The 22890-nt window shown below is 64.9% G+C and carries 31 protein-coding genes; 13 read left to right on the forward strand and 18 right to left on the reverse strand.

Features of this window, described 5'->3' with window-relative positions; translation table 11 throughout:
• Positions 1 to 64: 64 nt before the first annotated feature.
• Positions 65 to 1000 (reverse strand): diacylglycerol/lipid kinase family protein, encoded by a 936-nt coding sequence (locus BM417_RS12585; protein WP_093592022.1) that lies wholly within the window; start codon positions 998 to 1000, stop codon positions 65 to 67.
• Between the two features lie 251 nt (positions 1001 to 1251).
• On the opposite strand from BM417_RS12585, the gene BM417_RS12590 reads away from it, so the two are divergent.
• The 3 genes from BM417_RS12590 to BM417_RS12600 all read left to right on the forward strand — a co-directional run bounded on the left by BM417_RS12590 (position 1252) and on the right by BM417_RS12600 (position 3423).
• Positions 1252 to 1671, forward strand: coding sequence for a hypothetical protein (locus tag BM417_RS12590; protein WP_245821884.1), 420 nt, complete (start codon positions 1252 to 1254; stop codon positions 1669 to 1671).
• 82 nt (positions 1672 to 1753) lie between these two features.
• The gene (locus BM417_RS12595) at positions 1754 to 2467 is read left to right on the forward strand and encodes a S1 family peptidase (RefSeq protein WP_093592028.1); all 714 of its coding nucleotides are present in this window, start codon (positions 1754 to 1756) and stop codon (positions 2465 to 2467) included.
• Between the two features lie 176 nt (positions 2468 to 2643).
• A complete protein-coding gene (locus BM417_RS12600) occupies positions 2644 to 3423 on the forward strand; it encodes an SAM-dependent methyltransferase (protein WP_245821885.1) in 780 nt (259 codons plus the stop codon).
• On the opposite strand, the gene BM417_RS12605 is transcribed toward BM417_RS12600, so the two are convergent.
• From BM417_RS12605 to BM417_RS12620, 4 genes are all read right to left on the reverse strand, one after another.
• Complete coding sequence (locus BM417_RS12605) at positions 3420 to 4895, reverse strand: glycoside hydrolase family 28 protein (RefSeq protein WP_177320400.1); 1476 nt, start codon at positions 4893 to 4895, stop codon at positions 3420 to 3422. The two genes, BM417_RS12600 and BM417_RS12605, sit on opposite strands and share 4 nt — an antisense overlap.
• A gap of 144 nt (positions 4896 to 5039) precedes the next feature.
• Positions 5040 to 5456: a DUF5684 domain-containing protein gene (locus tag BM417_RS12610; RefSeq protein ID WP_218164455.1), complete on the reverse strand. Its 417-nt coding sequence runs from the start codon at positions 5454 to 5456 to the stop codon at positions 5040 to 5042.
• A 126-nt stretch (positions 5457 to 5582) separates the two neighbouring features.
• A complete protein-coding gene (locus BM417_RS12615) occupies positions 5583 to 6056 on the reverse strand; it encodes a GNAT family N-acetyltransferase (protein WP_093592034.1) in 474 nt (157 codons plus the stop codon).
• On the reverse strand, positions 6056 to 6652 hold the full coding sequence (locus tag BM417_RS12620; protein ID WP_093592037.1) for a histidine phosphatase family protein: 597 nt from the start codon (positions 6650 to 6652) through the stop codon (positions 6056 to 6058). The genes BM417_RS12615 and BM417_RS12620 overlap by 1 nt, the downstream gene beginning before the upstream one ends.
• 68 nt (positions 6653 to 6720) lie before the next feature.
• Here BM417_RS12620 and BM417_RS47690 point away from each other — a divergent pair, with 68 nt between their 5' ends.
• The 3 genes from BM417_RS47690 to BM417_RS12625 all read left to right on the forward strand — a co-directional run bounded on the left by BM417_RS47690 (position 6721) and on the right by BM417_RS12625 (position 9926).
• The gene (locus tag BM417_RS47690; protein WP_177320401.1) at positions 6721 to 6882 is read left to right on the forward strand and encodes a hypothetical protein; all 162 of its coding nucleotides are present in this window, start codon (positions 6721 to 6723) and stop codon (positions 6880 to 6882) included.
• An 87-nt stretch (positions 6883 to 6969) separates the two neighbouring features.
• The gene (locus BM417_RS47695; protein ID WP_177320402.1) at positions 6970 to 7137 is read left to right on the forward strand and encodes a hypothetical protein; all 168 of its coding nucleotides are present in this window, start codon (positions 6970 to 6972) and stop codon (positions 7135 to 7137) included.
• 122 nt (positions 7138 to 7259) lie between these two features.
• On the forward strand, positions 7260 to 9926 hold the full coding sequence (locus tag BM417_RS12625) for an alpha/beta hydrolase family protein (protein ID WP_143138617.1): 2667 nt from the start codon (positions 7260 to 7262) through the stop codon (positions 9924 to 9926).
• On the opposite strand, the gene BM417_RS12630 is transcribed toward BM417_RS12625, so the two are convergent.
• Positions 9910 to 10785, reverse strand: coding sequence for a helix-turn-helix transcriptional regulator (locus BM417_RS12630; RefSeq protein WP_177320403.1), 876 nt, complete (start codon positions 10783 to 10785; stop codon positions 9910 to 9912). The genes BM417_RS12625 and BM417_RS12630 overlap by 17 nt on opposite strands.
• A 149-nt stretch (positions 10786 to 10934) precedes the next feature.
• On the opposite strand from BM417_RS12630, the gene BM417_RS12635 reads away from it, so the two are divergent.
• Complete coding sequence (locus BM417_RS12635) at positions 10935 to 11771, forward strand: oxidoreductase (protein WP_093592045.1); 837 nt, start codon at positions 10935 to 10937, stop codon at positions 11769 to 11771.
• A 27-nt stretch (positions 11772 to 11798) separates the two neighbouring features.
• Here BM417_RS12635 and BM417_RS12640 read toward each other — a convergent pair whose 3' ends face one another.
• The 8 genes from BM417_RS12640 to BM417_RS12670 form a co-directional block, all read right to left on the reverse strand.
• Entirely contained in the window at positions 11799 to 12209 is a 411-nt protein-coding gene (locus tag BM417_RS12640) for a YkvA family protein (RefSeq protein ID WP_093592048.1), read from the reverse strand.
• A 160-nt stretch (positions 12210 to 12369) separates the two neighbouring features.
• Positions 12370 to 12630, reverse strand: a complete 261-nt coding sequence (locus BM417_RS12645; protein ID WP_143138619.1) for a hypothetical protein — start codon at positions 12628 to 12630, stop codon at positions 12370 to 12372.
• An 86-nt stretch (positions 12631 to 12716) separates the two neighbouring features.
• A complete protein-coding gene (locus BM417_RS12650) occupies positions 12717 to 12944 on the reverse strand; it encodes a hypothetical protein (RefSeq protein WP_093592055.1) in 228 nt (75 codons plus the stop codon).
• 337 nt (positions 12945 to 13281) lie between these two features.
• Positions 13282 to 14133 (reverse strand): Scr1 family TA system antitoxin-like transcriptional regulator, encoded by an 852-nt coding sequence (locus BM417_RS12655; protein ID WP_093592058.1) that lies wholly within the window; start codon positions 14131 to 14133, stop codon positions 13282 to 13284.
• A gap of 114 nt (positions 14134 to 14247) precedes the next feature.
• Positions 14248 to 14586, reverse strand: a complete 339-nt coding sequence (locus BM417_RS46730; protein ID WP_143138620.1) for a Scr1 family TA system antitoxin-like transcriptional regulator — start codon at positions 14584 to 14586, stop codon at positions 14248 to 14250.
• 9 nt (positions 14587 to 14595) lie between these two features.
• A complete protein-coding gene (locus BM417_RS12660) occupies positions 14596 to 15069 on the reverse strand; it encodes a helix-turn-helix domain-containing protein (protein WP_093592061.1) in 474 nt (157 codons plus the stop codon).
• On the reverse strand, positions 15066 to 15353 hold the full coding sequence (locus BM417_RS12665; RefSeq protein ID WP_093592064.1) for a hypothetical protein: 288 nt from the start codon (positions 15351 to 15353) through the stop codon (positions 15066 to 15068). Before BM417_RS12665 ends, BM417_RS12660 begins: the two co-directional genes overlap by 4 nt.
• Before the next feature lie 171 nt (positions 15354 to 15524).
• Entirely contained in the window at positions 15525 to 16733 is a 1209-nt protein-coding gene (locus BM417_RS12670; protein ID WP_093592067.1) for a helix-turn-helix domain-containing protein, read from the reverse strand.
• A 78-nt stretch (positions 16734 to 16811) separates the two neighbouring features.
• Between BM417_RS12670 and BM417_RS12675 the strand changes: the two genes are divergently transcribed.
• The 3 genes from BM417_RS12675 to BM417_RS12685 all read left to right on the forward strand — a co-directional run bounded on the left by BM417_RS12675 (position 16812) and on the right by BM417_RS12685 (position 20277).
• A complete protein-coding gene (locus BM417_RS12675) occupies positions 16812 to 17522 on the forward strand; it encodes an HAD family hydrolase (protein WP_093592070.1) in 711 nt (236 codons plus the stop codon).
• Between the two features lie 23 nt (positions 17523 to 17545).
• The gene (locus tag BM417_RS46735) at positions 17546 to 18463 is read left to right on the forward strand and encodes a hypothetical protein (protein ID WP_143138621.1); all 918 of its coding nucleotides are present in this window, start codon (positions 17546 to 17548) and stop codon (positions 18461 to 18463) included.
• 1358 nt (positions 18464 to 19821) lie between these two features.
• Positions 19822 to 20277: a hypothetical protein gene (locus BM417_RS12685; RefSeq protein WP_143138622.1), complete on the forward strand. Its 456-nt coding sequence runs from the start codon at positions 19822 to 19824 to the stop codon at positions 20275 to 20277.
• A 252-nt stretch (positions 20278 to 20529) separates the two neighbouring features.
• On the opposite strand, the gene BM417_RS47700 is transcribed toward BM417_RS12685, so the two are convergent.
• Together BM417_RS47700 and BM417_RS12690 are read right to left on the reverse strand one after the other, a co-directional pair.
• A complete protein-coding gene (locus tag BM417_RS47700) occupies positions 20530 to 20676 on the reverse strand; it encodes a hypothetical protein (RefSeq protein ID WP_177320404.1) in 147 nt (48 codons plus the stop codon).
• A 116-nt stretch (positions 20677 to 20792) separates the two neighbouring features.
• On the reverse strand, positions 20793 to 20963 hold the full coding sequence (locus tag BM417_RS12690) for a YegP family protein (protein ID WP_093592078.1): 171 nt from the start codon (positions 20961 to 20963) through the stop codon (positions 20793 to 20795).
• A 690-nt stretch (positions 20964 to 21653) separates the two neighbouring features.
• On the opposite strand from BM417_RS12690, the gene BM417_RS50290 reads away from it, so the two are divergent.
• Genes BM417_RS50290 through BM417_RS48640 form a run of 3 tightly spaced genes read left to right on the forward strand, consistent with a single transcriptional unit; the run spans position 21654 to position 22294 of the window.
• Positions 21654 to 21845 carry a hypothetical protein gene (locus tag BM417_RS50290; protein ID WP_218164456.1) on the forward strand — a complete coding sequence of 64 codons (192 nt, stop codon included), beginning with the start codon at positions 21654 to 21656 and terminating at the stop codon, positions 21843 to 21845.
• 57 nt (positions 21846 to 21902) lie between these two features.
• Positions 21903 to 22028: a hypothetical protein gene (locus tag BM417_RS49845; protein ID WP_281251307.1), complete on the forward strand. Its 126-nt coding sequence runs from the start codon at positions 21903 to 21905 to the stop codon at positions 22026 to 22028.
• 5 nt (positions 22029 to 22033) lie between these two features.
• Positions 22034 to 22294: a hypothetical protein gene (locus BM417_RS48640; RefSeq protein WP_218164457.1), complete on the forward strand. Its 261-nt coding sequence runs from the start codon at positions 22034 to 22036 to the stop codon at positions 22292 to 22294.
• Between the two features lie 166 nt (positions 22295 to 22460).
• Here BM417_RS48640 and BM417_RS47705 read toward each other — a convergent pair whose 3' ends face one another.
• Positions 22461 to 22616 (reverse strand): hypothetical protein, encoded by a 156-nt coding sequence (locus BM417_RS47705; protein WP_177320405.1) that lies wholly within the window; start codon positions 22614 to 22616, stop codon positions 22461 to 22463.
• Positions 22617 to 22672: 56 nt separating this feature from the next.
• Positions 22673 to 22890: hypothetical protein (locus BM417_RS48645; protein ID WP_218164458.1), on the reverse strand; the 218-nt coding region annotated here is incomplete at its 5' end.

The following is a 22890-nucleotide window of genomic DNA, read 5'->3' on the forward strand; positions in this document are numbered from 1 at the left end:
GACTGCAGTACATCCCGGGAAGGTACCGAGACGGTCACGAACCGATCACGGACTGTCAAGTTCCTTACAGGGCAACAGTCAACGCATCGGGAACCGCCCGGAACTCCACCGCGGTGGTCGTTCCGAGGAAGTCTCCGTCAACCTGGAGGTTCGCGGGCTCCTCGCACTTCACTCTGACATAACCCACGTCGTCACGCCGAACGAGATTCCCGCCCTTCGGGTTCCCCGTCGCGAGGATCTGGGCGATGTAGCGCCCGACCGTGGGTACCCGCATCGTCCTCAAGGCACTCAGGCCGAGGCCGCCGTCGAACGACGTGCTGGGGTTGAGCTGGATCGGCTTGTCGCCGAAGTACGTCCACGGGTCGGTGTTCGACACGAACACCATGCCGACGTCGTCGAACGGTGCCTCGTCCGGCACCTCGACGACGAAGTGCTGCGGCTTGCGCACGATCTGCGCGTACGCCCTGAGGGCGACGCTCAGATAAAGAGCGGGGCTGGCGTTGCGGCCCTTGGCCCGCTTGCGCTCCACACCGGCGACGACGTCGGCGTCCAGGCCCATGCCCGCGTTGAAGGTGAACCAGCGGCCGCCTTCGATGACGTTCGCGAAGACCTGGCCGAGCCCGATGCTGCGCCTGGTGCCGTGCTCGATCGCCTGGAGAAGGACGTGCGTGGCCTCGACGGGGTCGCGCGGAATGCCGAGCGCGCCCGCGAAGACGTTGGCCGAACCGCCGGGCACGACGCCCAGCATCGGCTTCTCGGGACGGGGGCCGCCCCGCAGGATTCCGTTGACCACCTCGTTGACCGTGCCGTCGCCGCCGTGGGCGATGACCAGGTCGAACCCGTCCGCCGCGGCCTGGTGGGCGGCGTCCGCCGCGTGGCCGCGGTAGGAGGTCTCGATGACCTCCAGCTTCACGTCACTGGCGAGCGCGTGCGCCAATACGTCACGGCCCGCGGGCGTCGTTGTAGTCGCCTGCGGGTTCACCACGAGAAGAGCGCGCACTACTTGAGAGTAAGACAGTGCGTGACCGTCCGCGGCTCGCATGTCCTCCCTAAGGGTGGCTACAGCCTCACGAAAGTGGCGTAAATCTCCCTTCCGTCAGCACCGTGTTCACCTCGCAGCCGAGTGCACCCCGGACGACCGCCGGCTCGCTGAAGGCCCCTTGATCTTCCCGCGCCGGACGTGCCGGGAGAGCCCTCCAACCGGGTGGCCTACGATCCGTGACCAGTACAGAACGTGAGGAAAGGTCTCCCGTGACCACTCAGACCCAGGCGCCACCGCGCCCGGTGCGCATCGCGTCCGCGCTCACCTTCGTGCAGGGTCTGGGCGGCATCGCGCTGGCTGTCGCGCTCGTCATCCGGGTGATCGGGGGATCGACGCCCGCGGGCCCGATCCTCGGTGCCGCCGGCGTGCTCGTGCTCTGGTTCGGCGGGGTGATCTTCGCGACGATCATGTTGTTCCGCGGTCACCACGGCGCTCGCACGCCGGTGATCGTCACGCAGCTGCTGCTGCTCGGCTGCGCCTGGTACGCGTACGGGCCGTCGGAGCAGCAGCTGCTCGGCTCGCTGGGTGGCATCTACTGCGTCGTCGTGCTCGTGTTCCTGTTCACGAACGAGAGCCGCAAGTGGGCGATCGGCCTGGACGACGTATCGGAAGGCGACAAAGCCGACTAACGGAGGGTGGTCACGGTCACACGTCCGAGTGAAGCTGTGGGTGGTTGCTTAACCACTCCCTGCACTCACGAGGTGACCAACCATGCGTTTCACTGTTGCGATCGCGGGCGCCGTCCTTGCAGCGCTCTCCCTCGCCCCTGCCACCGCCACGGCCGCTCCGGAAAACCCGGACATGTCGCCGATGATCATCGGCGGCGGTTACGCGTCGAACTTCCCGTACGCCGCCCGCCTGTTCTTCAACGGGCGGGAGAACTGCTCCGCCACGAAGATCGCCCCTCGGTGGATCCTGACCGCCGAGCACTGCGTCGCGGGCAACGGCACGTACACGTTCCGCGCGGGCAGCCTGGACCAGACCTCCGGCGGTCAGGTCGTCACGGGCACCCGGATCATCAAGCACCCGTCGGCGGACCTGGCGCTGGTGCAGGTCGGCACGGCGATGTCGGCTCCGTTCTCGCCGCTGGCCTCCAGCAGTGACGGCGTGGCCGTCGGCCAGACCGTGCAGCTCTACGGCTGGGGCGCCACCTGCACCAACCAGCCGGAGATCAACTGCCAGTCGCGCTACCTGAAGGTCGCGAACACGCGGGTCACCAACCCCAACGGCACCGACTACCGCGGTGGTCGTGCGATCTCCGTCCAGCGCGTCGACGGCATCGCCGCCGGTGGTGACTCGGGCGGCCCGATGTTCGGGGCCGGTCGCCAGATCGGCGTCGCGTCCACCTCGGACCGCGCGACGCGGTCCAACTACACCCGCATCGCCACCTACCGCTCCTGGATCACCACCAACGCGGGCGTCTGACACACAGCTTGACCAGCGGTAACCCTGCGATGGCCCTCGGCTCCGGCCGGGGGCCATCACCCTGCGTGTTCACGAATGGTGGATGGACACGAACGGAGTAGCCAGTTACCGTGCCTCCAGCGTTCGCGCCGCTCGGCAGCAGGGTGAGGTGCGCAGTGCAGGACGGCCCGCAGCGGGTGACGACAAACGGCGATTCCGAACGCCCAAATGGTGCCCGGCTGTTCGACTACTACCTCGGCGGGGCGCACAACTTCGCGGTTGACCGCGCGTTGGCCGAGGAGAGCATCAAGAAGTTCCCCGTCGCCGAGATGGCGCGCACGATCAGGTCCTTCTCCCGCCGCGTGGTGCGCCTGTGCGTCGAGGAGTACGGCGTCCGGCAGTTCCTCGACCTGGGCAGCGGCATCCCGACCGCCGGCAACGTCCACGAGGTCGCCCAGTCCCTCGACCCGTCGTGCAACGTCGTCTACGTCGACCACGACCCGGTGACCGTGGCCCACGCCCGCACGATGCTGCGCGACAACCTCAACGCCGCCATCGTGCAGTCCGACGTCGCCGACGTCGGCGCCGTGCTGCGCCACCCGGAGACGCGCCGCCTCATCGACTTCACCCAGCCGACCGCCGTGCTGATGGTCGGCATCCTCCCGTACGTCATCGACGAGCCCGCGGGTGTCGTCGCGCGCTACCGGGCCGCGTTGGCCGAGGGCAGCATCCTCGCCTTAACGCACCTCACGAAGGACGTGGAACCGCAGTTGGTCGGTCAGTTGGTCGACCTCTCGGACGGCATGGGCTCCAAGCTCGTGCCGCGGTCCAAGCAGGACGTGGAGGAGTTCGTCTGCGGCCTGAAGCTGCTGGAGCCCGGTCTGGTGCTCGCCGCCCACTGGCGGGCGGACGGCGAGCTCCCCGGTACTTCCGCCGCGGCCGACGCGTCGACGTACGGCGCGGTGGGGATGGTCTAGCTGTTCTTCGCCCGCAGCGCTTGACCGCTCGTGCTCGTGCTGTCGGTGACCGAAGTTCCGCTGCTCTTGCGCCATTGCAGGTCGTTCGCGCCGGTGCTGCGTTCCACCTTCACGCCGTTGAGCGAGATGTTCTGCACGCTGTCGGTGGTGATGGCCGGGCGCCCGTCGTTCTTCTCGAACTCGACGGTGCTGTTCAGGAACTTCACGTCGGTCGCGTTGCGGATCCAGAACCCGAACGCCGGCCGCACGCCGAAGATCCGCGGCGGGTACTCGCCGGACACCTCGGGCGGGCTCTTCGAGGCGTCGGACTCCTTGTGGTTGCCGGGAACCGTCAGCTTCACGTTGTCGAACGTCAGACCGGTGATCTTCGAGTCGGACCGGCCGGAGACGGTCGACGCGTACTCCGGGTCGCCGGGGATGTCGCGCGGCGCGGTCAGGTTCGTGCCGGTGATGTTGCGATAGGTGATGTTGCGGATCTTGCCGGTGGGCGGGCTGTTCGGGCAGCGGCCGCGCTTGCCGACGTGGAGGTAGATCGGTGAGGCGGTCCTGGTGAGCTGGATGTTGTCGTAGAGGACGTCCTCGATCACCGCGCCGTCCATCGACACCATGCCGAGGCCGGCCTTCGAGGCGCCGGTGACCTTGAGGTTGCGGAACTGGATGTTCTTGAAGCTGCCGCAGGTCTCCGAGCCGAACTGGATCGCGTTGTTCTCCGTCGACTGGATGGTGGAGTCGCGCACGACGTTGTTCTCGCTCAGGAACGTCTTCCCGGTGGCGTAGTCGCTCTTGAACGCCACGGCGTCGTCGCTGGAGATGACGGTGGAGTTCGAGAGCTCGACGTTGGAGCTGTTGATGAAGTTGATGCCGTCGCGGTCGTCCGGGGTGTCGACGGTGATGCGGTCGAGCTTCATCCCGTTGCAGCCGTTGGTGATGATCGCGAAGTGACCGGCTTCCCTGAAGGTCACGTCGGTGATGTTGACGTTCTTGCAGAACTTGAGCGACAACATCTTGTCGCCCTTGCCCGCCGGGATGTTCTCGCCGGTCTCCAGCTTGTTGGCGCCGTCGATGACGCCCTTGCCGGTGAAGTGGATGTTCTCGACGTTCTCGCCCCACAGCAGGGCGTTGCGGAAGTGGCTGTGCCCGAAGTCCTGGTACTTGCCGTAGGTGGGGTTGGGCTCCGGCGCGTCGATGCCGCTGCCGGACGCCACGATCCGCGCGCCCTGCTGGATGTTGATCGTGACGTTGCTCTTGAGGTGGATCGAGCGCGAGAGGTACGTGCCCGGCGGAATTTCGACGGTGCCGTTGCCGGCCGCGCTGGCCGCCGTGATGGCCTTGTCGATGGCGACCGAGTCGATCGCCTTGCCGTCGCCCTTCGCGCCGTAGTCCTTGACGTTGAAGCTGGCCGCCTTCGCCACGCCCACCGGTGCCACGACCACCGCTAGTGCGACGAACGCGCCGGTCAGTCGACGCCTCATCGTTGAGAGGTCCTTCCACTTGTGTCGAGGGCGGCGGCTGCTCGGCGTCTGAAACACTATGAAAACGATTTCATTCTCGACCATAGTGAAGGCCGGGCCCGAAGTACAGGGGTTGTCCCTCCGGCCCGGCCTTCGCGGTCTTGCTCAGCCCTTGTACGCGCCCTGCGCGCCGGCGAGGGCGGCCGGGCCGCGGTACTGCGCGCCACCGAACGCGAGGATCGCGTAACCGATGATGCTGAACAGCCACAGGCCGACGACACCGAAGATGGTGTCCTTGCCGAACGACTTCGCGACATCGATCGAGACGATCGCCAGGATGACGATGTTGACGATCGGGATCAGCAGCAGGATCAGCCACCAGCCCGGACGGCCCGCGACCTTCAGCAGGACGTAGATGTTGTAGATCGGGATGATCGCCGCCCAGCCCGGCTGACCGGCCTTGGTGAAGGTCTTCCAGAACACGACGATGCCGAAGACGGCCAGCGCCAGGTAGATGATCGTTCCGACGACACCGATGCCGGTCGAGACGGCGGGGTCAATCGTAGTCGGGTCAGTGCCCACGGTCTTTCCTTCTTTCCACGCTTACTTTGTGCCGGGGGATCGGCGAGCGGGGACGCTGCCAGCACCGGGGACCCGTCCTGAGTGGAATCCCCGTTTCGTGAGCGTTTCGAGACCTTCCGTCAACCTTCAGAGTGACGAGCCGAGCTTCTGCAGGGCCTCGTCCGCGACCCGCATCGTCGTCCACTCGTCCATCGGTATGGCGCCCAACGACTTGTAGAACCCGATGCTGGGCTCGTTCCAGTTGAGCACCCACCACTGCAAACGGGTGTACCCCCTGGCGACGCACTCCCGGGCAAGCGCTTCCAGGAGCTGCTTGCCCAGGCCGTTGCCGCGCTGGTCCGGCGTGACGTAGAGGTCCTCGAGGTAGATGCCGTGGACGCCGTCCCACGTCGAGAAGTTGAGGAACCACAACGCGATCCCGACGACCTGACCGTCCACTTCGGCCACGTGACCGAACAGCGCGGGGCTCTCGCAGAACAGCGCGGTGTGCAGCTGTTCCGCGGTGAGGTGGCACTGCTCGGGCGCCTTCTCGTACAGCGCCAGTTCGTGCACCAGCCCCACGACCGCGTCGACGTCACGCGGTTCCACCCGCCGGATCATCACACCTCCCAGGCAGGCACGTTGAGCCTGCGCACCTGCGGGTCGCCCCGCTCGTCGCCCAGCTGGCAGATGCCGGCCGGGTCCAGTCCGAAGTGGACGCCCTGGTCGGGCGCGAGGCCCAGCCACGCCGCGATCAGCACCCGGCTGAAGTGCCCGTGGCCCACCAGCACCACGTCACCGCCGGGCAGGATCTTGCGCACCTCGCTGAGCACGTTGCGGGCCCGTTCCTGCACCTCCGCGTGCGTCTCGCCGTTCGGCATCGGGTGCGACCACACCGTCCAGCCGGGCACGCGCTCGCGGATCTGCGGCGTGGTGATGCCCTCGTAGTCGCCGTAGTTCCACTCGGCCAGGTCCTCGGTCATCGCGTTGACCTCCAGCCCGGCCAGGGAGGCCGTTCTGGTGGCGCGCTGCCGCGGACTGGTCAGCACCAACGCAGGTGCCTGGTCCGTACCCCTCAGCCGGGCGAGCGTGGCGCCCGCGCGGCGTGCCTGCTGCTCGCCCTCAGGCGTCAGCTCGATGTCAGTGCGTCCCGTGTGCCTGCCGCTCTCGGACCACTCGGTCTGGCCGTGACGCAGCAGGTAGAGGTGGGTGCTCACCTGGTTGATCCTAAGGAGTGACGGGGAGCACGTTTGGAGTAGTACACCGTCGAGGTACCCCGCCCGCCATGAGCGGCGAGCATCACGACCACGGCGCCCCCGACGAGGTCGACGCCCAGGAGATCCGCGAGGCCTTCGGGGTTCGCGTCGCACGCATCCGGGCGGAACTCACCTCGACGTGGAACAAGCTGAGCCAGAACGAGCGCGACACCGACGACAGAGGCCGGTGACATTTCGGTTCTGCTCGAAATGCGGGCGCATTGCGGATGCAGCCTGCTTTTCTGGGAGGCCTGATCGCGGTTCTGAGGGGGAATGACGTGGGATACGTGCTGGATTGGCAGGAACTGGAGCCGTCGGACGAGATCGGACACGGTCCTCAAGCGACGCACACCATCGTGAGCAGCGTGGTCAGCGTGGGCGCCGGCACCTGGCCCACGATCGACGCCTTCCGCTTCGATGAGGGAAATCACCCGCCGTTGGGCTGAACGGCGTAATACTCCCGTCTGGTTGTCGTTTTGATTGGCGGATTCCGGGCGGAATTGCGTGCCGTGTGCTGTGCGGCGTGGCTAGAACGGAGTGGACAGTCCTTTTTGAGGGGGACCCGCTCATGCGTCGCACAGTCGCGCTTTTGCTACCTGTTCTGCTGGCCGCGGTACTACCGGCGCTTCCCGCGTCGGCCGCGCCGGAACCACTTCCTCCACCTGGCTGGACCGTCTCCGGCGACGAGATCCGGTGGACCACCGCCACGTCGATGCCGTTGCTCGAAGCGGGCGTGGAGTTCTGGGAGGGCGACCGGTTCCTCGGGCGTGCCCAGGAGTCGGCGAACCTGCGGACCTACACGGTGAAGGCCGCGTTGAAGGACCCCGCCGCGCTTCAGGTGCGGTCGGCCGGGAAGCGGCTGGACGTGCCGGAGCCTCCGGCGGCCGGTCTGTCCGTGCCCGAGCTGCCGGCGTTGCAGCCCGAGGCCGGGGTGGATCCCGGCAGGCCGGGGCCGTACGCCACCAGCACCGGTGAGTACGCGCTCGACTCGATCAAGCTGCCCGAGTACGCGGCGCCGATCGAGATGGAGGGTGTCGTCGTCGCGCCCAAGGGTGCGCCGGGCAAGCGGCCGCTCGTGCTCTTCCTGCACGGCAGGCACTTCACCTGCTACAGCAAGTCGGATCCGAACCGGATCGCGATGAACTGGCCGTGCCCCAGCGGGTTGACGGCCGTGCCGAGCCACAAGGGGTACCTGAAGGCGCAGCAGTTGCTGGCGTCGCAGGGATATCTGACGGTGTCGATCTCCGCCAACGGTGTCAACGCCCAGGACGCGATGACCGCCGACGCGGGTGCGCAGGGCCGTTCGTCGCTGGTGCGCCACCACCTGGCGAAGTGGGCGGACTGGGCCTCCTCCGGTCGCGGTTCCGCACCTGCCGCCGTGAAGTCCGCGCCGGCCGCCGACATGTCGAAGGTGCTGCTGGTGGGCCACTCTCGCGGTGGTGAGGGCGTCAACCGCGCCGCCACCGACAGCCTCACCCCGCCGCCCGGCGACACGGGGTTCTCCGGTCCGGTGCGCTGGAACATCCGCGGCGACGTGCTGATCGGTCCCACGATCTTCGGCCACAACCCGGCGCCGGACGTGCCCTCGGTGACGTTCCTGCCCGGTTGCGACGGTGACGTGTCCGACCTGCAGGGCCAGATGTTCGTGGACCAGACGCGCGGCCTGAGCCGTGGCGACGCGGTGCACAGCGCCCTGTACATGATCGGCGCGAACCACAACTACTTCAACAGCGAGTGGACCCCCGGCCAGGCCGAGGCACCGGCGTCCGACGACTTCTGGCCCGGCCAGCAGCCGGACCCGCTGTGCACGCCCGGTACCGCCACCCGCCTGACCGCCGACCAGCAGCAGACCATGGGCGCCACCTACATCGCGGCGTCCACGCGCCTGTTCCTCGGCCGTGACGAGTCCGTGCTGCCGCTGCTCGACGGCTCCGGCGTCCGCGCCCCGTCCGCCGACCCGGCCCGCGTTCTCTCGCACGCGATCGGCGCGGATCGCAAGTCGCTCGTCGTGCCGGACGGGTCCACCGGTGTTTCCGGCAGTGCGCGTGTCTGCCAGCAGACGTCCCGTGACGCCGCCGTCGGGTGCAGCACGTCGCGTTCACCGCACTTCGTCGGTTTCCGCGGCGCGGTGGCGCAGCCCGAACGCCTTTCGGTCGCGTTCAAGTGGTCTGCAGCGGGCCAGGCCGGTGTGGTCACGCCCTCCGCACCGGTGTCGCTGCACGGTTCCAGTGATCTGGCCTTGCGCCTGGCCGTTCCGCCGAACTCCGCGGCCTCCCGGTTCGGTGTGTCCGTGACCGACCACAATGGACGGAAGCACTCGCTCGGCTCCGTCTCGGTGACCGGCCTGCCCGGCTCGGATCGCACGAGTTCGTTGTGGGGCCAGGAAGTCCGCGTGCCACTGCCCTCGGGCGTCGGCCGCGTCGCCTCGTTGGAACTGGTCCCCGAGGCCGCGTCCGGCGAGGCGTGGCTGATCGACGCCTACGGCTGGGAAAAGGGGCTTGTCCCGGTGGTTCCCACGCGGCTGGCTCGGGTCGACGCCGCCGTCACGACGGTCGACGAGGGCGACTCCGGCACGCAGACCCACAACATCGTCGTCACCGCGACCGGCAACGGCACCCGTGTGATCCGGCTCTTCTACACCGACCCGGCGACCAAGCAGCCCACGACCAAGCTCGTGACGCTGAAGCCGGGCGAGAACCGCGCCGAGGTGCCGGTGACCTACACCGGCAACACCAGGTGGAGCGGCGACGTCCGCTATCCCGTCTCCGTTCTGGCGATCTCCAACGCGGTCGTCGGTTCGGCGACCGGTGGACTGCTGGTGCGCAACGACGACCCCGCGCCCAAGGTGACGGTCACCCCCGTCGCCGGCAGCGTGGTGGAGGGCGGCGCGCTGAAGTGGAAGCTGACGCTGTCCGAGGCCGTCGACTCGCCGGTCTCGCTCTTCGGGATACCGGTGGCACCGGTATCCGGCACGGAACTGTCCACAACGGACGTCAAAGCCGAGTGGCTGCTGCGGAACTCGGGTGAGGAAGCGCTGCCCTCGCGGCCGTTGTCCTCCACGCAGGTCGGGATCTACGCGTTCATCCAGTCGGGCCAGACCTCCGTCGAGTTCGAGGTGCCGACCGTGGCCGACACCGAGACCGAGACCGAGGAGCAGGTCCGGCTGAAGTTCGAGGGGATCTCGCCCACCGGCACCGACTTCGAGGTGACGGGCAAGGTCACGGAGGCGGCGTGACCGTCCGCGGGTGGTCGCTGCGGCGGCCACCCGCGTTCTCCGCCGTCCAGCTGTTCAGCAGGCGGAGCTTCTCCTCCGAAGGAGAGCCGGTGTCGGCGCTGTAGATGACGATGGTCTGCCCCTGGGAGTCCGGCAGGCGCAGCGTCTGCCAGTTGAGCCGCAGGTCGCCGACGGCCTCGTGGAAGAAGCGCTTGACGCCGTGCTGGTGCTCGGACAGGCGGTAGTCCGCCCACATGCTCGCGAACTCCTCCGAACGGGTGCTCAGATCGCCGACGATCCGCGACAGGGCTTCGTTGTCACGGCCGGGGATGACCGAGGCGCGCAGCGTGGCCACGATGTCGGCGGCGATCTCGGCCCAGTCGCGGTACACGACGCGGGCGCGCGGGTTCAGGAACATCCACTTGGCCAGGCTGCGGTCCTCGGCAGGCATGGCCTCGAAGTCGTCCAGCAGCGCCTTGCCCGCGTGGTTGATGCCGAGCACTTCCAGGTACGGCCCGTGGATGACGGCGGGCACGTCGATGGCGCGGATCATGGACTGCAACGCGGGCCTGGCCCTGAGCGTCGTGGACGGGCGGGCCGCCTCCGGCTGGAGCAGTGAGGCGAAGTAGCGGCTCTCGACGTCGTCGAGCCGCAGCGCCCGCGCGACCGCCTCGGCCACCTGCTCGGAGACGTTGCGCGCACGGCCCTGTTCGAGCTTGACGTAGTAGTCGACGCTGACGCCGGCGAGGATCGCGACCTCCGCGCGCCGCAGCCCCTTGACCCGGCGGGGTGTCGTGGCGGCGGGCAGGCCCACGTCCTCGGGGGACAGCGCCGCACGGCGCGAGGTGAGGAAGTCGCGCAGTTCGTTGCCGCTGGTCATGCCCCGATTATGGTCGCCTTTCGTGCTGGCCGGCAGTTCCTGGGTGGTACTGCCAGAGCCACGACGAGGGGTACCACTCATCCCCTTCGAATCGGCGTTCTGCTGGGACGTAATGGAAAGCGTCAACAACGTCCCGCAAGGAGAACATCGTGTCCGTTTGGTTTGTCACCGGTGCGTCGCGCGGCCTGGGCCTGGAGATCGTGAAGGCCGCGCTGACGCGTGGCGACTCGGTGGTCGCGACCGCCCGCGACCCGAAAGCGATCGAGCAGGCGTTGCCCGGCCACGCCGGGAACCTGCTCGCCCTGCCCCTGGACGTCACCGCCCAGTCCCAGGCCGACGCGGCCGTGCAAGCCGCCGTCGCCCGGTTCGGCGGCATCGACGTCCTGGTCAACAACGCCGGCCGCGGCCTCGTCGGCGCGGTCGAGGAGACCAGCGACGCCGAGGCCCGCGCGGTCTTCGACATCAACGTCTTCGGCCTGCTGACCGTGGTCAGGGCAGTCGTGCCGGTCATGCGCACCGCACGCCGCGGCCGGATCCTCAACATCAGCTCGACCGGCGGCGTGGTCGCGTGGGCGGGCTGGGGCGTCTACAGCGCCACGAAGTTCGCGCTAGAAGGCATCACCGAGGCGTTGCGCCTCGAACTGGCCCCTCTCGGCATCCAGGTCACCTCGGTGCAGCCGGGCCCGCTGCGCACCGATTTCCTCGCCTCGTCGTCACTGGGGCAGGTGGAACGGGTCATCGACGACTACGCCACCACCGGCGGCGCGTCCAGGGCGTGGGCAGGGGAGAACCACGGCCTGCAGGAAGGCGACCCGGTCAAGGCTGCGGCCGCGCTGCTGACCCTCGCCGACCTGGCCGAGATGCCGGCGCGACTCCCGCTCGGCACCTCCACGCTGGCGGACATCCGCACCAAGCTCGCGGCCGTCGGCGCGGACCTGGAGACCTGGCAGGAACTTTCTCGCTCGACCGACGTCGTCCCCGCCTGAACGCGCATCGGTGACGACCATGCGCCGTCACCTCATGCCGGTGAGCCGGCACAACGCCGCGAACCCGTCCTCGGTCCCCGGCCAGTGCCGCCGGACCGCGGGCAGACCGGCACGCCGCACCACCCCGCGCAGCACCCAGGTGACGATGATCGCGTCGTCGGCATAACCGAGGACGGGGATGAAGTCGGGGATCAGGTCGATGGGCAACGCCAGGTAGGCGAGCAGCAGCCCCAGCCTGATCCGCACGCCGCGCGGCAGCGTGCGGTCGACGGCCAGCCGGTGCACCAGCCGCACCACGTCGGGCAGCAGCCGGAGTGCTTCGCGGAGCAGGCCTCCCCGCGGCCGCACGGTGATCAGCACGACGACCAGCACGGCCCAGGTCAGCAGCAGCGCGCCTACGACCCCGATCAGCAGGTCCAACCACCACGTGCCCGTCACGACCGCATGCTTGCACGCGAGAGCAACCCCGGAAAACGACGCTGACGGTGTTCCGAGTTTCTCTTCTTCATCAAGGCGGCCCCCTGCGGGATCGCGATCGAACGCGACCATGGATGGCGGATGAGTCTCCGTCACTCATGGTCGCGTCGTGTCACTGCGTTCACAGGTCTTCTTTGGCGTCCTCCAGCTGCCTACGATCCTTGTCGCGCTCACTGGGCATCAAGTTCCGGAACTGCATCTCCATCACGGCACGAGCGCCGAGCTCTGAGATGCCGAACCTCTCTTGCAGCACCGAGAACGCTTCGTTCTCGTCGGCAACTCCAGAAATTGCGGCAGCAACTTCGACGAAAGATTCGGCAGCGGTCATGCGTGCGTGCAGAATCTGAATTCGTTCCTCGACGAAGCCTGGAGGATAGGACATGGTTCTACCTTCGTAGAGTAGGTGTGAAGGGAAACGGTACCACGGTCAACGTTCCGCTGCCCGGCAACGCCACACCTCGACGTTTCTCAGTAGAACCATTGATCGCCATTGGGGTTCACGTACCAGTGGTAGGACTCCCAGTTGAAGACGAAGTCCTTGTCGCTGCCGATGGGCTTGAAGCGGATGCCGACCATCACGTAGTTCCGCGCGTCTCTCACCATGCCCGTGGAACGCCCCGTGTTGGTGCCGTAGAAGTTCTGGTTGTACACCTTCTCGCACTCGCCGAAGTAGCCGACCTGAGTGTCCGGAAGCAACGGAATCTCGTGGTGAACGGTGCAGCTGTGCCCGTTGAGATCCCAGCGCCACCCGTAGCGGGACTTCAGCTCCCCGCGGAAGAGAACTTCCTGGCGGTTGAAGATGCGTTTTCGCCCAGCCGCATCAAACGTGCGTCGGTAGCGTCAATTCCGGTGTGGGCGGACGCCTCCTTGAGAACCGCAGAAGCAAGCTGCGAGGTGAAAGGCCCGTCCGGGATGTCCGCTTCAACCACGTTGTGCACCCTGCTTACGCTAGAGGTTCGGTATTTGGTCCGCCAGGTTCAAGGTGCCTGACCAGGGCAGGTTTGAACCTGTGACTGTACGAAGTGGCCGAGGATCACGACGCGGTCGGTTGCTCGCCTGCCGCTACCTGGAGGACCGTCACGTACTCCTCTGCGAGCAGTCGGCTGAGAAGTATCTTGGATTCAGCGGGGCTCAGGGCGACGTCGTCCAGCGCGGCCAATGCTGCCCGGCACTGAGAAACTGCGGAACCGTCGTGCACGAAAACCCTTGCGAACTCGCATTCCGCAACCACGGTCGTGGGTGCCTTGTCGCGCTCATAAATCGTAAAGTCGGTCGAGGCGGGAAGCCGCTTGCCGGTTGGCATGATTCGAATGAAGCTCGACATGCGCCGTACCAGTTCGAACTGGTCCATCCGTTCGCGCTCATCGTTGAGTGGTGCGCTCAGCGCAGTTTCGGTCACGTAGAAGAGACATGACGGACGGGAAGTGGGGCGCAAAATGCGCTGGCGCTCCTGCTGTGAACGGATGGCGTTCTGGATCTGTTCGGGTGTGGCCTCGCGTTGTTGGAGAAGCCTTTCCGTATAGTCGACAGTTCGAAGAAGAACCGGGAGCGACTCCTTGCCGTAGCCGGTTATTGTGGTAGCGGAACGCTCGGCATGGGCGACGGTTTCGAAGTTGTCCCAGTTCTGGGCGAAGTAGGACTCAAATGCGTTTCGATAGTGGTTGGTGAATTCGGTGATCGCGCTCTTATCCTTGCCGCACGCCGTCAGGTACTGCGCCAGGTCCAGTTCGGTTGGCCGTACTTTTCCGCGTTCGATATTGGAAACCTTGCTCGGGTCCCAGTCGAGGCGTTCGGCGAACTCGCTGCCCGTGGGAAACTCCTGGCGGAGTGCCCGCAGCGTGTTACCGAGTTCACAGCTCCGAGGCGTTGCTGGAGTCTGTTCCATTGTTGCCTTTTCCTTTTCGTGCGGTGGAGCTAGGCTTCTTCGCTCGCGGCTTCCTGGAAGCGGGACGGCGTGACGAGTGTGCTCTAAGGGCACTCGCCGCCTCGGCGATCACTTCTATTGATTGAGTCGATTTTGCAGTGCTTTGAAGCCCTGTCGGATCAGCTGGCAGGTGGTTGGGTCCTCGATGTATCGCCCGCGTCCTGCGCTTTCTAGGTAAACAACGTCGTTGTGTTGCTCGTGTGGAAAATTCAGATGGCAGTACGAGCTTTCAGGCCGGATTTCGGCGCATAGTTCGTCGTCCGGGACCTGAACTGTGAAGTGATCAAAGTCCGAGAGGTGCACCAACTGCATCAGCGCGGCGTTGGTGATCGCCGGATTTCCGACGACCTGATGAATCGCACGCTTGGTGAGCACCACGTGGACTGTCGGGTTCGATGCCTCGTTGTTGGCCAAGCTTTTGAGTCAGTCGGTGTGAGAGTCTGGCCTGTGGCCTGAATCCTCGTTGGCTGATTTCGAGGAATCCGGTTGAGTAATAGACGCTCTGTAGTCGGCGGTTTGAATAAGGCGTGGAATGGTGTCGGCGCCGAATGTGCGAATCGCGGCGGCCTCAAGGCGTGCCTCGTCCGCATCCTTAGCTTCGTCCAGGTCGTAAGCGGACTGCCTGTACCGAATTTTCTTGCGTTCCTCTGCGGCAAACTCGGCGCGCCTGGCTTGCTGCTTCCAAACCTCGTTCGGGAGTTCGTAGACTCTTCCGAGAATCATGACGTTCAGCGGGTCGAACGGCCTTAGTGCGTTTTCCATCATGCTGAGCTGGGCGATGGAGAAACCGGCCTCTTTGCATGCTTCGGCGAGACTCATGTCAGTCGCGTCGCGCCACTTACGCAGGGTGCGCCCGATTGCCCTCTCGGCCATTGATGGGTGGATGTAAACAGTCACTTTTGCCCCGGCATGTCAATTACCGTCACGTGAGGCGCACTGGTGATTGACTCAATTCTCTTAGCTAGGCCGTCTCGCCTGTCAAACACTATTGGTTGCTCAGGAAGGCCGCGACGCTCAGCGCGGTGAGTCATCATTTCCCCGAGTGTCACGAGGATCTGGCCAAACTCGTGTTCGCGTTCGGGTGTCAGAGTTTCCATGACGATGTCGAATGAGACGCCCGGCATCAGTTCGCCGATCCTCCGGACGTTCGCGACCAGATCGACATCCTCAGGCGACAACACGATGCGTGCTCCTCGATCTGGGCAGCTGTGGGTGGCGCCTGAGACCGGGGGAGCTGGCTCGCATCAGCCAGTGAACCGAGTGGGTTTGTCTCAGGCGCCAGCAGCGACGCTAGATCGACTGTGGGGCAGCAACCCGAGCTGTCAGCTCTGCCTGACCAGGAGCACTGCTGTTCAGAGAGGTGCGCCAACACGAGTGGCCAGGCGTGCGGCTTCCGTCGCGACTGACCGCCGAGCCCGCTGGACGAGCGTCTCCAGCAACTTGTGCGCGGCCGGCCGATGCTTCAGGTCCTCGGGGGCTTCACGTTCGGTCGCGGACAGCATGACCAGCGCACTGCCATAGTCGCGACGCTGCACCTGACCCTTGGCCTGGTCCAGGAGGAACGCCACGCGCCGTTCGATCGAGGGGGAGCGGTCGTGATCGATCCGTTCGGCCAGGCGCAGTCCGTCAGCAGCCGCGCCGGCTTCTACCTCAACGCTGACCGCGTGCATCGCGACGTTCGTAGGCCCGAATACCGTCCACAACGTGTTGCGTTCGCCCGTTCGCTTGGCCAACGGCTCGACCGCCTGCACGCGCTCTCTGGCTCGCCACGCATCTCCTTGGCGCGCAGCTGCGATGGAGCCGACGAGCAAGAGCGCACCGCGGAGAGCCAAGGCGTCCAGGTCGTCTTCAACCCGCGGACCGAGCGCCTCCGCCCCATGCATCGCGACGTCCTCCGCTCCTTCGGCTTCACCATCGGCAAGCAGCACCTGAGCCAGGTTCCACTGGGCCATCGCCAACCGCAGCGGGTCGTCAGCGTTCTCGCCAGCGCGGATTGCCCGGTCCGCCGCAAGCATCGAGACGTCGCCCCTGCCAATCCTCTTGGCGACGCTTCGCAGCAGCGCGTACAGATCAGCAGCGCAGCACTGAGCTTCTCGCCGCTCAGCCGCGGAGAGATCCCCGCCGCCCCGCAATGCTTGCTCGGTTTCGACAACGAGCGCGGGGAGTTCCGGCGTGAGTTCGCTGTACCGAGTGGCCGACGTCTGCCAGGTCTCCCAGGCGCTCAACACGTTGCAGCGCAGAGCTTTCAGGTCGACAGCCGCACCGTCACCCGGTGTCAACGGCCGCGTGAACGCTCGGTACAGCGCTTCGCCCGCCGCACTTGGCCGAGCCGTGTCATCACGCTTCGGTGTGGAGCTCAACAGTTCGTTAGCTGACACGTTCAGCACCTCAGCCAGCTGCTTCAACACGGTGACAGTGGGGAGCTTGAGCCCGCGTTCGATCTGATACAGGTAGTCGGGCGTGATGCCTGCTAGACCAGCAATCACGGTCTTCGGCTTGCGCGAGGCGAGGCAATGCAGGCGCACCCGTTCGCCGATGGTGACTGCCAGCTGTTCGTCCATCCCCACCCCTGGGAAGCGTTGACCTGCACTGATGCTACGCCCCAGCACGAGACCCCAAGCGAGTGACAGACTCGGAACATGATCTCGCCGAACGGACCGCGGGTGCTCGTGCTCTGGGACATCGACCACACGCTCCTTCAGTCGCGCGGCATGGGGCGCGAGATGTACGAGCGAGCGTTCCCAGCAGCATTCGGCCGGCCTTTCCAGCAACTCGCCGACGTGAGCGGCCGAACCGAGCTGGACATCATCGCTGACACCCTCAAGCTGCACGGCATCGAGCCGACCGAGGCGTCAACGGGCAAGCTCGTGGACGCATTGGTCGACAGCTACGAAGCCGGCCGGGATGAGTTTGCGTCGCGAGCCCGAGTACTGCCAGGAGCCCGGGAAGCCTTGGCGGCTTTGGCGACCGAACCGAGCGTCCACCAAGGAGTGCTGACCGGAAACCTTCGAGCTGTCGCGCGTATCAAGCTGGTCGCGCTCGGGCTGGAACAATCTCTCGACCTGGAGACGAGTTCGTACGGCGATGACCACGTCGACCGGGCAGAGCTGGTAGAGATCGCCAGGGAGCGCGCGGGCCAGCAACTCGACGCGCAGTTCGATCCGGAGGACACGGTGCTCATCGGTGACACACCGCGGGACGTGACTGCGGCGCTGACCGCAGGCGTGAAGGTCATTGCCGTGGCGAGCGGGCGAAGCAGTATTGGAGACCTTCGCGAGGCTGGCGCCCATAGCGTGATGCGAGATCTAACGAATACAGCGCTCCTGCGGCACCTAATAGTTGGAGAGTAGAGAGGGCTGCTATGGAAGTTGCTATGAGCGGTTACATGGCCGACAAGCCGGATGACCCGCTTTTGATTGTGCCTGGCGGTCAGATTGATCGAAAAATGATCAGTGGAACGATCACCAGGGCTCAGCGTGAGGATCTCCAGCAATGGAGCTGTCTTTGTCAGCTTGCATCTATCGGAGCTCTTGAGCATCCAATATCCAGTGCTCCTGGTGGTGATCCACCCGACCGGGTATGGACGATTGGTGACCGGAGCTGGGGAGTTGAGCTGACGGAGCTAACGATTCAGGAATTTCGTTCCGGGCTTGCAAGAGTACGTAGTGTGAGCAGAGTCGTGCAGCGGCTCATAGATGAGGAACCGGATCGGTTTGTTCACTTGCAAGAACGGGTTGTAAGTGTCGGCGATTCGAACGCTTCTGCGTCGCATTTCACGACTAGGAACTTCAGTCTGGTGGCCGAACAGATACGTGATGCCGTTGCGGAGGATCGCGGCTGTTTGCAGGACAATTTTGACGGTATTCCGCCTGGAGATGACGGCCTTCCAAGAGAAATTCCGTACACGCACGGGCGCTATGGTGATATTGGTGGATTGGTTGTTGCAGTCGACAGAGGTGCTCTGGGTAGTTCGCCTACCGTTGTTGCGGGGGCGAGCTTCCAGCTCCTTGCTAGTGAGGTGCGGGATAGGCTAGTCGAGCGGCTGAAGGACAAAGACCGCCCTGGTAACGATATTGTCATCCTGACCACTGGGCTCCCGGACTCCAATGGTTACACTTGCCCGCTCGATAAGTGGCTGTTTGATATGGTCTTCCAGCACAATCTAGGTTCTTCATTGAAGTTGGATCATATATCAGGTGTGTTGATGCACAACTGGGGAACCCCGTTTATAGGGCAGATATATCGTCGGCCTGATGCGGACCTTCCGTGGAGCCCGCCGCCTGGACCCTAATTTTTACGAGCGGCCGGAAATGGGTGCTTCAAGTGGGCTTTCTTGCATGCCGCTGTGCGCCAGTAATGAGCAGTCCACTTCTGTTGGTTCGTTCGAACCGGGAGTTCCTGTACTCAAGATCTGCATAGGCGAAGTCCGCGACGTGGGTTCCGTGTACGAATGGCTCTCCCTTCCAGTGGACTCCGAATGAGCGGCCAAATCCTATTCTGTAGAGGCCCACAAGCTGTGGAGCCCCTCCGGTTGGAGGGTCGTATTCAGAGTCTAAGGCGTCGCAGAATGCGCTGAATACGGCGCGACTGGTGCGATCCCGACTGTCTTCGTCCCGGGATCGAACCCAGTTCCTGTAGTCCTTCTCAAGTTGCCCTCGCCCGCTGCCGAGAAACTCGATCTTTGAGCTGAAGTTTGGAACTTCAAGGGGCGTAGAAGTCCACTTTGTGGCGCCGGGGGGCAGGTGCAGTATCTGTGCTCCAAATTTACATCCGGTCCCGTCTCCAATTCTTACACCGTGCACGAGCCAACTTCCCAGACGAGCTTCTGCTGGTACGTCGCGCCAAGCTAGATCGACAAGGTCAAGGACCTGTTTCTGGGCAGATTCGACCGAGTGAGCCTGAGGCGACTCGTCCAGCTGGGCAACGACAGTAGGTAGCGCTAACGCTGGAAAAATCACGTCGCCCACGTACCCGAGAACATGGGGAGTCTTCGTTGCAGAGTAGGTCTTGCGCGCTCCGTCCCAGTGGGTACTGCCGCGTGGCCCTGCTGGCCAGCTGATGCGACTGTCGGTTGCAATGTAGATAGAAGCCGGGCCGCGGTGGTCTGCCGAGACCCATACAACGAGGCTGGTCAAGCTATCTCCTTGACAAGGGGACCGATTGCTGATGTTCTCGCACAGCAACTCCGGGGGCCTCCACTACATGGGGGCGGCGAGGTGCCCACGGTGGCTTCTGAACTAGCGGCCTGCTTTCCGTGCCTCCGGTCTTCGAAGGGCTCGATCCAGGATCGTCTGGATCGAGCCCTTCTTTGTCAAGCGGTGGACGGTGTCAGCAGGAGCTGTGAGCAGCGGCCTGATTACGCTCAATCGGACAGCCGGGCGGTGCCGAGATCTCTGATGCACGGCTGTATGTGCCCATCTGGACCTTGTCGGGCTTCAGTTGTTGGTTGACGGTTCGGCTTCACCTGATTGCTGACAGCGGACCTGGACGACCTAGCGGAGTTACAGCAGATCCTCTGAATCCGATCATTGGAACTGTGAAGAGCGCGAGCTCGCCGCGATGTCAGCCGCCTGGCTTGGCTCGTGCCTCTGCCGCCTCACGAAGGAAACGCAGTGGGCAAGGACGCGCAGACAAGGGCACCATCCAGCCATGGACGATGACGCACGGCAGGCAGCTGTGACCGCGTTGGTCAGGCTGGCGGGCAGCCCTCACTATCAGGACAGGGCAGACGCCGGCCGCAGTCTGGCGAGCTTCGCCGATGTCCCGTTAGCCCGCCAAACGCTGCTGGAGCTGGTGCTGGATACCGCGGATACCTTCGTCATCCAGGAGACGACCGAGGCGTTGCTCCGTCGAGGCAGCGCTGAGGGATTAGCCATCGTCTGCGTCGGCGCTGCGACCGCCGAAGGCGAAGACGCTGACCACCTCTATGGCGCGCTCTACTCAACGCTCGGTGTGTTCGAGCGTGATCGTGACGCGGCTGTAGCGACATGTCATGACCTCATGAACGACCCTGCCCAGGACCACCAAACGCGCGATGGTGCCGCAGCACTCATTGCGAAGCTGTCCGGATTCCGCCCGGCGCTCCTCGCCTCGGAGACAGCCTGACAGACGCATCCGACAGTGGTGGTGAGCTATCTCGTCAGCATCACGTCCAGGCACTCCACTCGCGTACGGCGATGTTCAGGTGATCGAAACCTGCGACCAGCGGTGTCAAGCATCAGGTGAAGCCAACGTGTCAAGCATCATCCGAAACACGACATGCCCATCTGGACCTGCGGTGTTCAGAGTTTCTTTTCTTCATCAAGGCGGCCCCCTGCGGGGGCCGCTGGTCATTCGTGCCTGCATCCGTCGCGGAGTTCAGCCCCGGAAGGTGTTGTTCGGCGCCTCCAAGCGGGCCTGGCGGCCCGCGTCGGCGCCGACGAGGCAACCGGGGCCGTCCGCGACGGACGAGGCCACGACCAGCGGCCCCCACAGGAAGCCGCAGACGCTGAAGACGATGTGCATCGCCGCACAAAGTTCTGCGAGTCAACTAAGGCTGCACTACCCTCAACAAAAGAGCCCCCACAGTCCGAGGTGCTGTCATCACTTCGGAATGCGGGGGCTCCTTCTATGCCGGGGCATCAGCCCTCGACGATCGTGCCGCCACCGGCTTCACGCCGGATGACATCAGCTGCGTTCACAGCAGACTGCTTGCTCGTGTAGCCCTCGCTGTGCGCCAGCGTCTGGTAGTTGCTCGCTACGACGGTGAAGTACCACTGCCCGTCTGTACGCTTCTTGACGCTGAAAGTCATGAGATCACCTCCTCGGAGCCCTCCGGCTCGTGCGCGACCCCGTCGACCGCTGTTTGGTCGAACTGGTGATCGACCCTCTGTGGTGCGTGAGAGTGAAGCAAGTTTCCCCCGGGTGCAGACGGTACGCAAGTCGACACGACACGGTTCAACCCCAAGATGTACGACACAATAGTGTCGTGACACCCCAGATGTGGCACATTCAGCACCCCGGCGACAAGTTGTACACAGGTTATCCACAGAACTACACCCTTGAGGTTTAGTTAGTCCCAGGCTGTCCACAGGCTGGCGTGCGCGTCATGTGACGCAAAACACATGTGTGTCGGGATTGGGGCTTGTTGTGCCGATCTTGTCGCTCCTCAGATTGCCGGATCGGTAGACCACTAACTGTCTTGATACGGGACATGGAAGTGGACATCGAGCGGTCTGACTCGGCCGGCGGTCCATCGCGGCCGCCCGGCGCAGCCACACCGCGGGACCTTCGCACGGGCAGCCTCCTAGCGGATCGATCGGTGAGGCATGGTGTCCAAGAACAACATGCGTGGCCAACGCGGAGAGGTGCGTGGGTGTCCCGGTGACCGGCGAAAAGCTCTTGTCCAAGCAGTCCTGGCCGATGGCGTTCGCAGCCGGGGCAGCGGTTGTGCGCTCGGAGGTCTGATCGGGCTTGGAGGAGCCGAGTTCCGGCTTCCGCTGTTGATCAGCCTGTTCGGGTTCGCCGCCTTGTCCGCCGTGATCCTGAACAAAGCCATGAGCCTGGTCGTGGTGCTCACTGCGTTGCCCGCACGACTCGCAGCTGTGTCCGTGGCCGAGCTGTCCGCGCACTGGTTGGTTGCGGCCAACCTCTTGGCAGGCAGCCTGATCGGAGCTTGGGTAGGCGCGGTGTAGGCGGTCCGAGCCCGGACTGTCACGCTCTACAGGGTCTTGGCGGGCCTCATGGTGCTCATGGCAGCCGTACTCGTCCTCACCCACGTCACCACACTCGGAACGCTCCACCTGCCCGGTGTGGCCCAGGTCATCGCCGGGGTGGTCGCGGGGTTCGGCATCGGAGTGGTGGCGGCGAGCTGCTGATTCCGATGATCGTCTTGCTCTGCTCGATCGACATCAAGACGGCGGGGAGCCTGTCGCTGCTGGTGTCGTTGCCGACCATGCTCGTGGCGTTCGCGCGGTACAGCCGAGACAGCAGCTTCGTCGTCATCCGGGAGAACATCCGGTTCGCGGGCGTCATGTTCGCCGGGTCGATCATCGGTGCGATCCTCAGAGGACTGCTGGTCGGTGTCATCCCCGAGTTGGTTCTGATTCCGTCCTGGCCGTGGTGTTGCTGGTGTCGGCTGTGAAGTTGTCGCGGCACAACTGAACGGGCTTCCGGCGAGCGGCGTTGGGACGAGCGCCAGGGGAGCAGCTTGGGTGGGCTGGTCTTGGCGCTCGGCTGCCGCGCCCATGGACAGTTCAACGCCTTGACGGCGTCGACCAGCCCACAGGCTTGCCCTCGAACACGGAGGGTCAGTCACTCGGAGGCAGCTGCAACGGGTCTTGGTCGAGTTTCAGGCGCTTGAGGAGTTCGACCGCGTTCGATTCGGCTTTGGTTCCGCGGGCTGCTTCGAGAAGGCCGACCAGGGACAGAAGCGCGTAGTGGTTGAGGTGGAACAGATGCCGCATCAGGTAAACCATGTGACAGTTCATGCTCGAAACGCCGCACGATGGAGGTTCGGGTATCACCGTTCGGCGATGGCGCGAAGCGACTCGTGGAAGCCCGGCAGGGCCAGCTCAGTGGCCAGCCGATCCATCTGGGACAGGTGTTCGACGTGTCGCTCATTGTCTGTGACACGTGCGAGCCAGGCGTGTGTGATTGCTGCCGAGTATCGATCTTGAATGTGCTGGTAGAGGGGGAGGGCTTGGTTGAACTGCGTGCGAGCCTGCTCGTTGTTCGACT

The organism is Lentzea waywayandensis, assembly GCF_900115955.1.
GTDB classification, from domain to species: domain Bacteria; phylum Actinomycetota; class Actinomycetes; order Mycobacteriales; family Pseudonocardiaceae; genus Lentzea; species Lentzea waywayandensis.

Coding starts and splice junctions, on each gene's coding strand:
- BM417_RS47700 (WP_177320404.1), bottom strand. CDS start 20,676: ATGCACATCGTCTTCAGCGTCTGCGGCTTCCTGTGGGGGCCGCTGGTC.
- BM417_RS12615 (WP_093592034.1), bottom strand. CDS start 6,056: ATGATCCGGCGGGTGGAACCGCGTGACGTCGACGCGGTCGTGGGGCTG.
- BM417_RS47705 (WP_177320405.1), bottom strand. CDS start 22,616: ATGCGGCATCTGTTCCACCTCAACCACTACGCGCTTCTGTCCCTGGTC.
- BM417_RS12595 (WP_093592028.1), top strand. CDS start 1,754: ATGCGTTTCACTGTTGCGATCGCGGGCGCCGTCCTTGCAGCGCTCTCC.
- BM417_RS12670 (WP_093592067.1), bottom strand. CDS start 16,733: ATGGACGAACAGCTGGCAGTCACCATCGGCGAACGGGTGCGCCTGCAT.
- BM417_RS46735 (WP_143138621.1), top strand. CDS start 17,546: ATGAGCGGTTACATGGCCGACAAGCCGGATGACCCGCTTTTGATTGTG.
- BM417_RS12675 (WP_093592070.1), top strand. CDS start 16,812: ATGATCTCGCCGAACGGACCGCGGGTGCTCGTGCTCTGGGACATCGAC.
- BM417_RS12655 (WP_093592058.1), bottom strand. CDS start 14,133: ATGGAACAGACTCCAGCAACGCCTCGGAGCTGTGAACTCGGTAACACG.
- BM417_RS12625 (WP_143138617.1), top strand. CDS start 7,260: ATGCGTCGCACAGTCGCGCTTTTGCTACCTGTTCTGCTGGCCGCGGTA.
- BM417_RS47690 (WP_177320401.1), top strand. CDS start 6,721: ATGAGCGGCGAGCATCACGACCACGGCGCCCCCGACGAGGTCGACGCC.
- BM417_RS12630 (WP_177320403.1), bottom strand. CDS start 10,785: ATGACCAGCGGCAACGAACTGCGCGACTTCCTCACCTCGCGCCGTGCG.
- BM417_RS12605 (WP_177320400.1), bottom strand. CDS start 4,895: ATGAGGCGTCGACTGACCGGCGCGTTCGTCGCACTAGCGGTGGTCGTG.
- BM417_RS48640 (WP_218164457.1), top strand. CDS start 22,034: ATGATCGTCTTGCTCTGCTCGATCGACATCAAGACGGCGGGGAGCCTG.
- BM417_RS12685 (WP_143138622.1), top strand. CDS start 19,822: ATGGACGATGACGCACGGCAGGCAGCTGTGACCGCGTTGGTCAGGCTG.
- BM417_RS12690 (WP_093592078.1), bottom strand. CDS start 20,963: ATGACTTTCAGCGTCAAGAAGCGTACAGACGGGCAGTGGTACTTCACC.
- BM417_RS12645 (WP_143138619.1), bottom strand. CDS start 12,630: ATGTCCTATCCTCCAGGCTTCGTCGAGGAACGAATTCAGATTCTGCAC.
- BM417_RS49845 (WP_281251307.1), top strand. CDS start 21,903: ATGGCAGCCGTACTCGTCCTCACCCACGTCACCACACTCGGAACGCTC.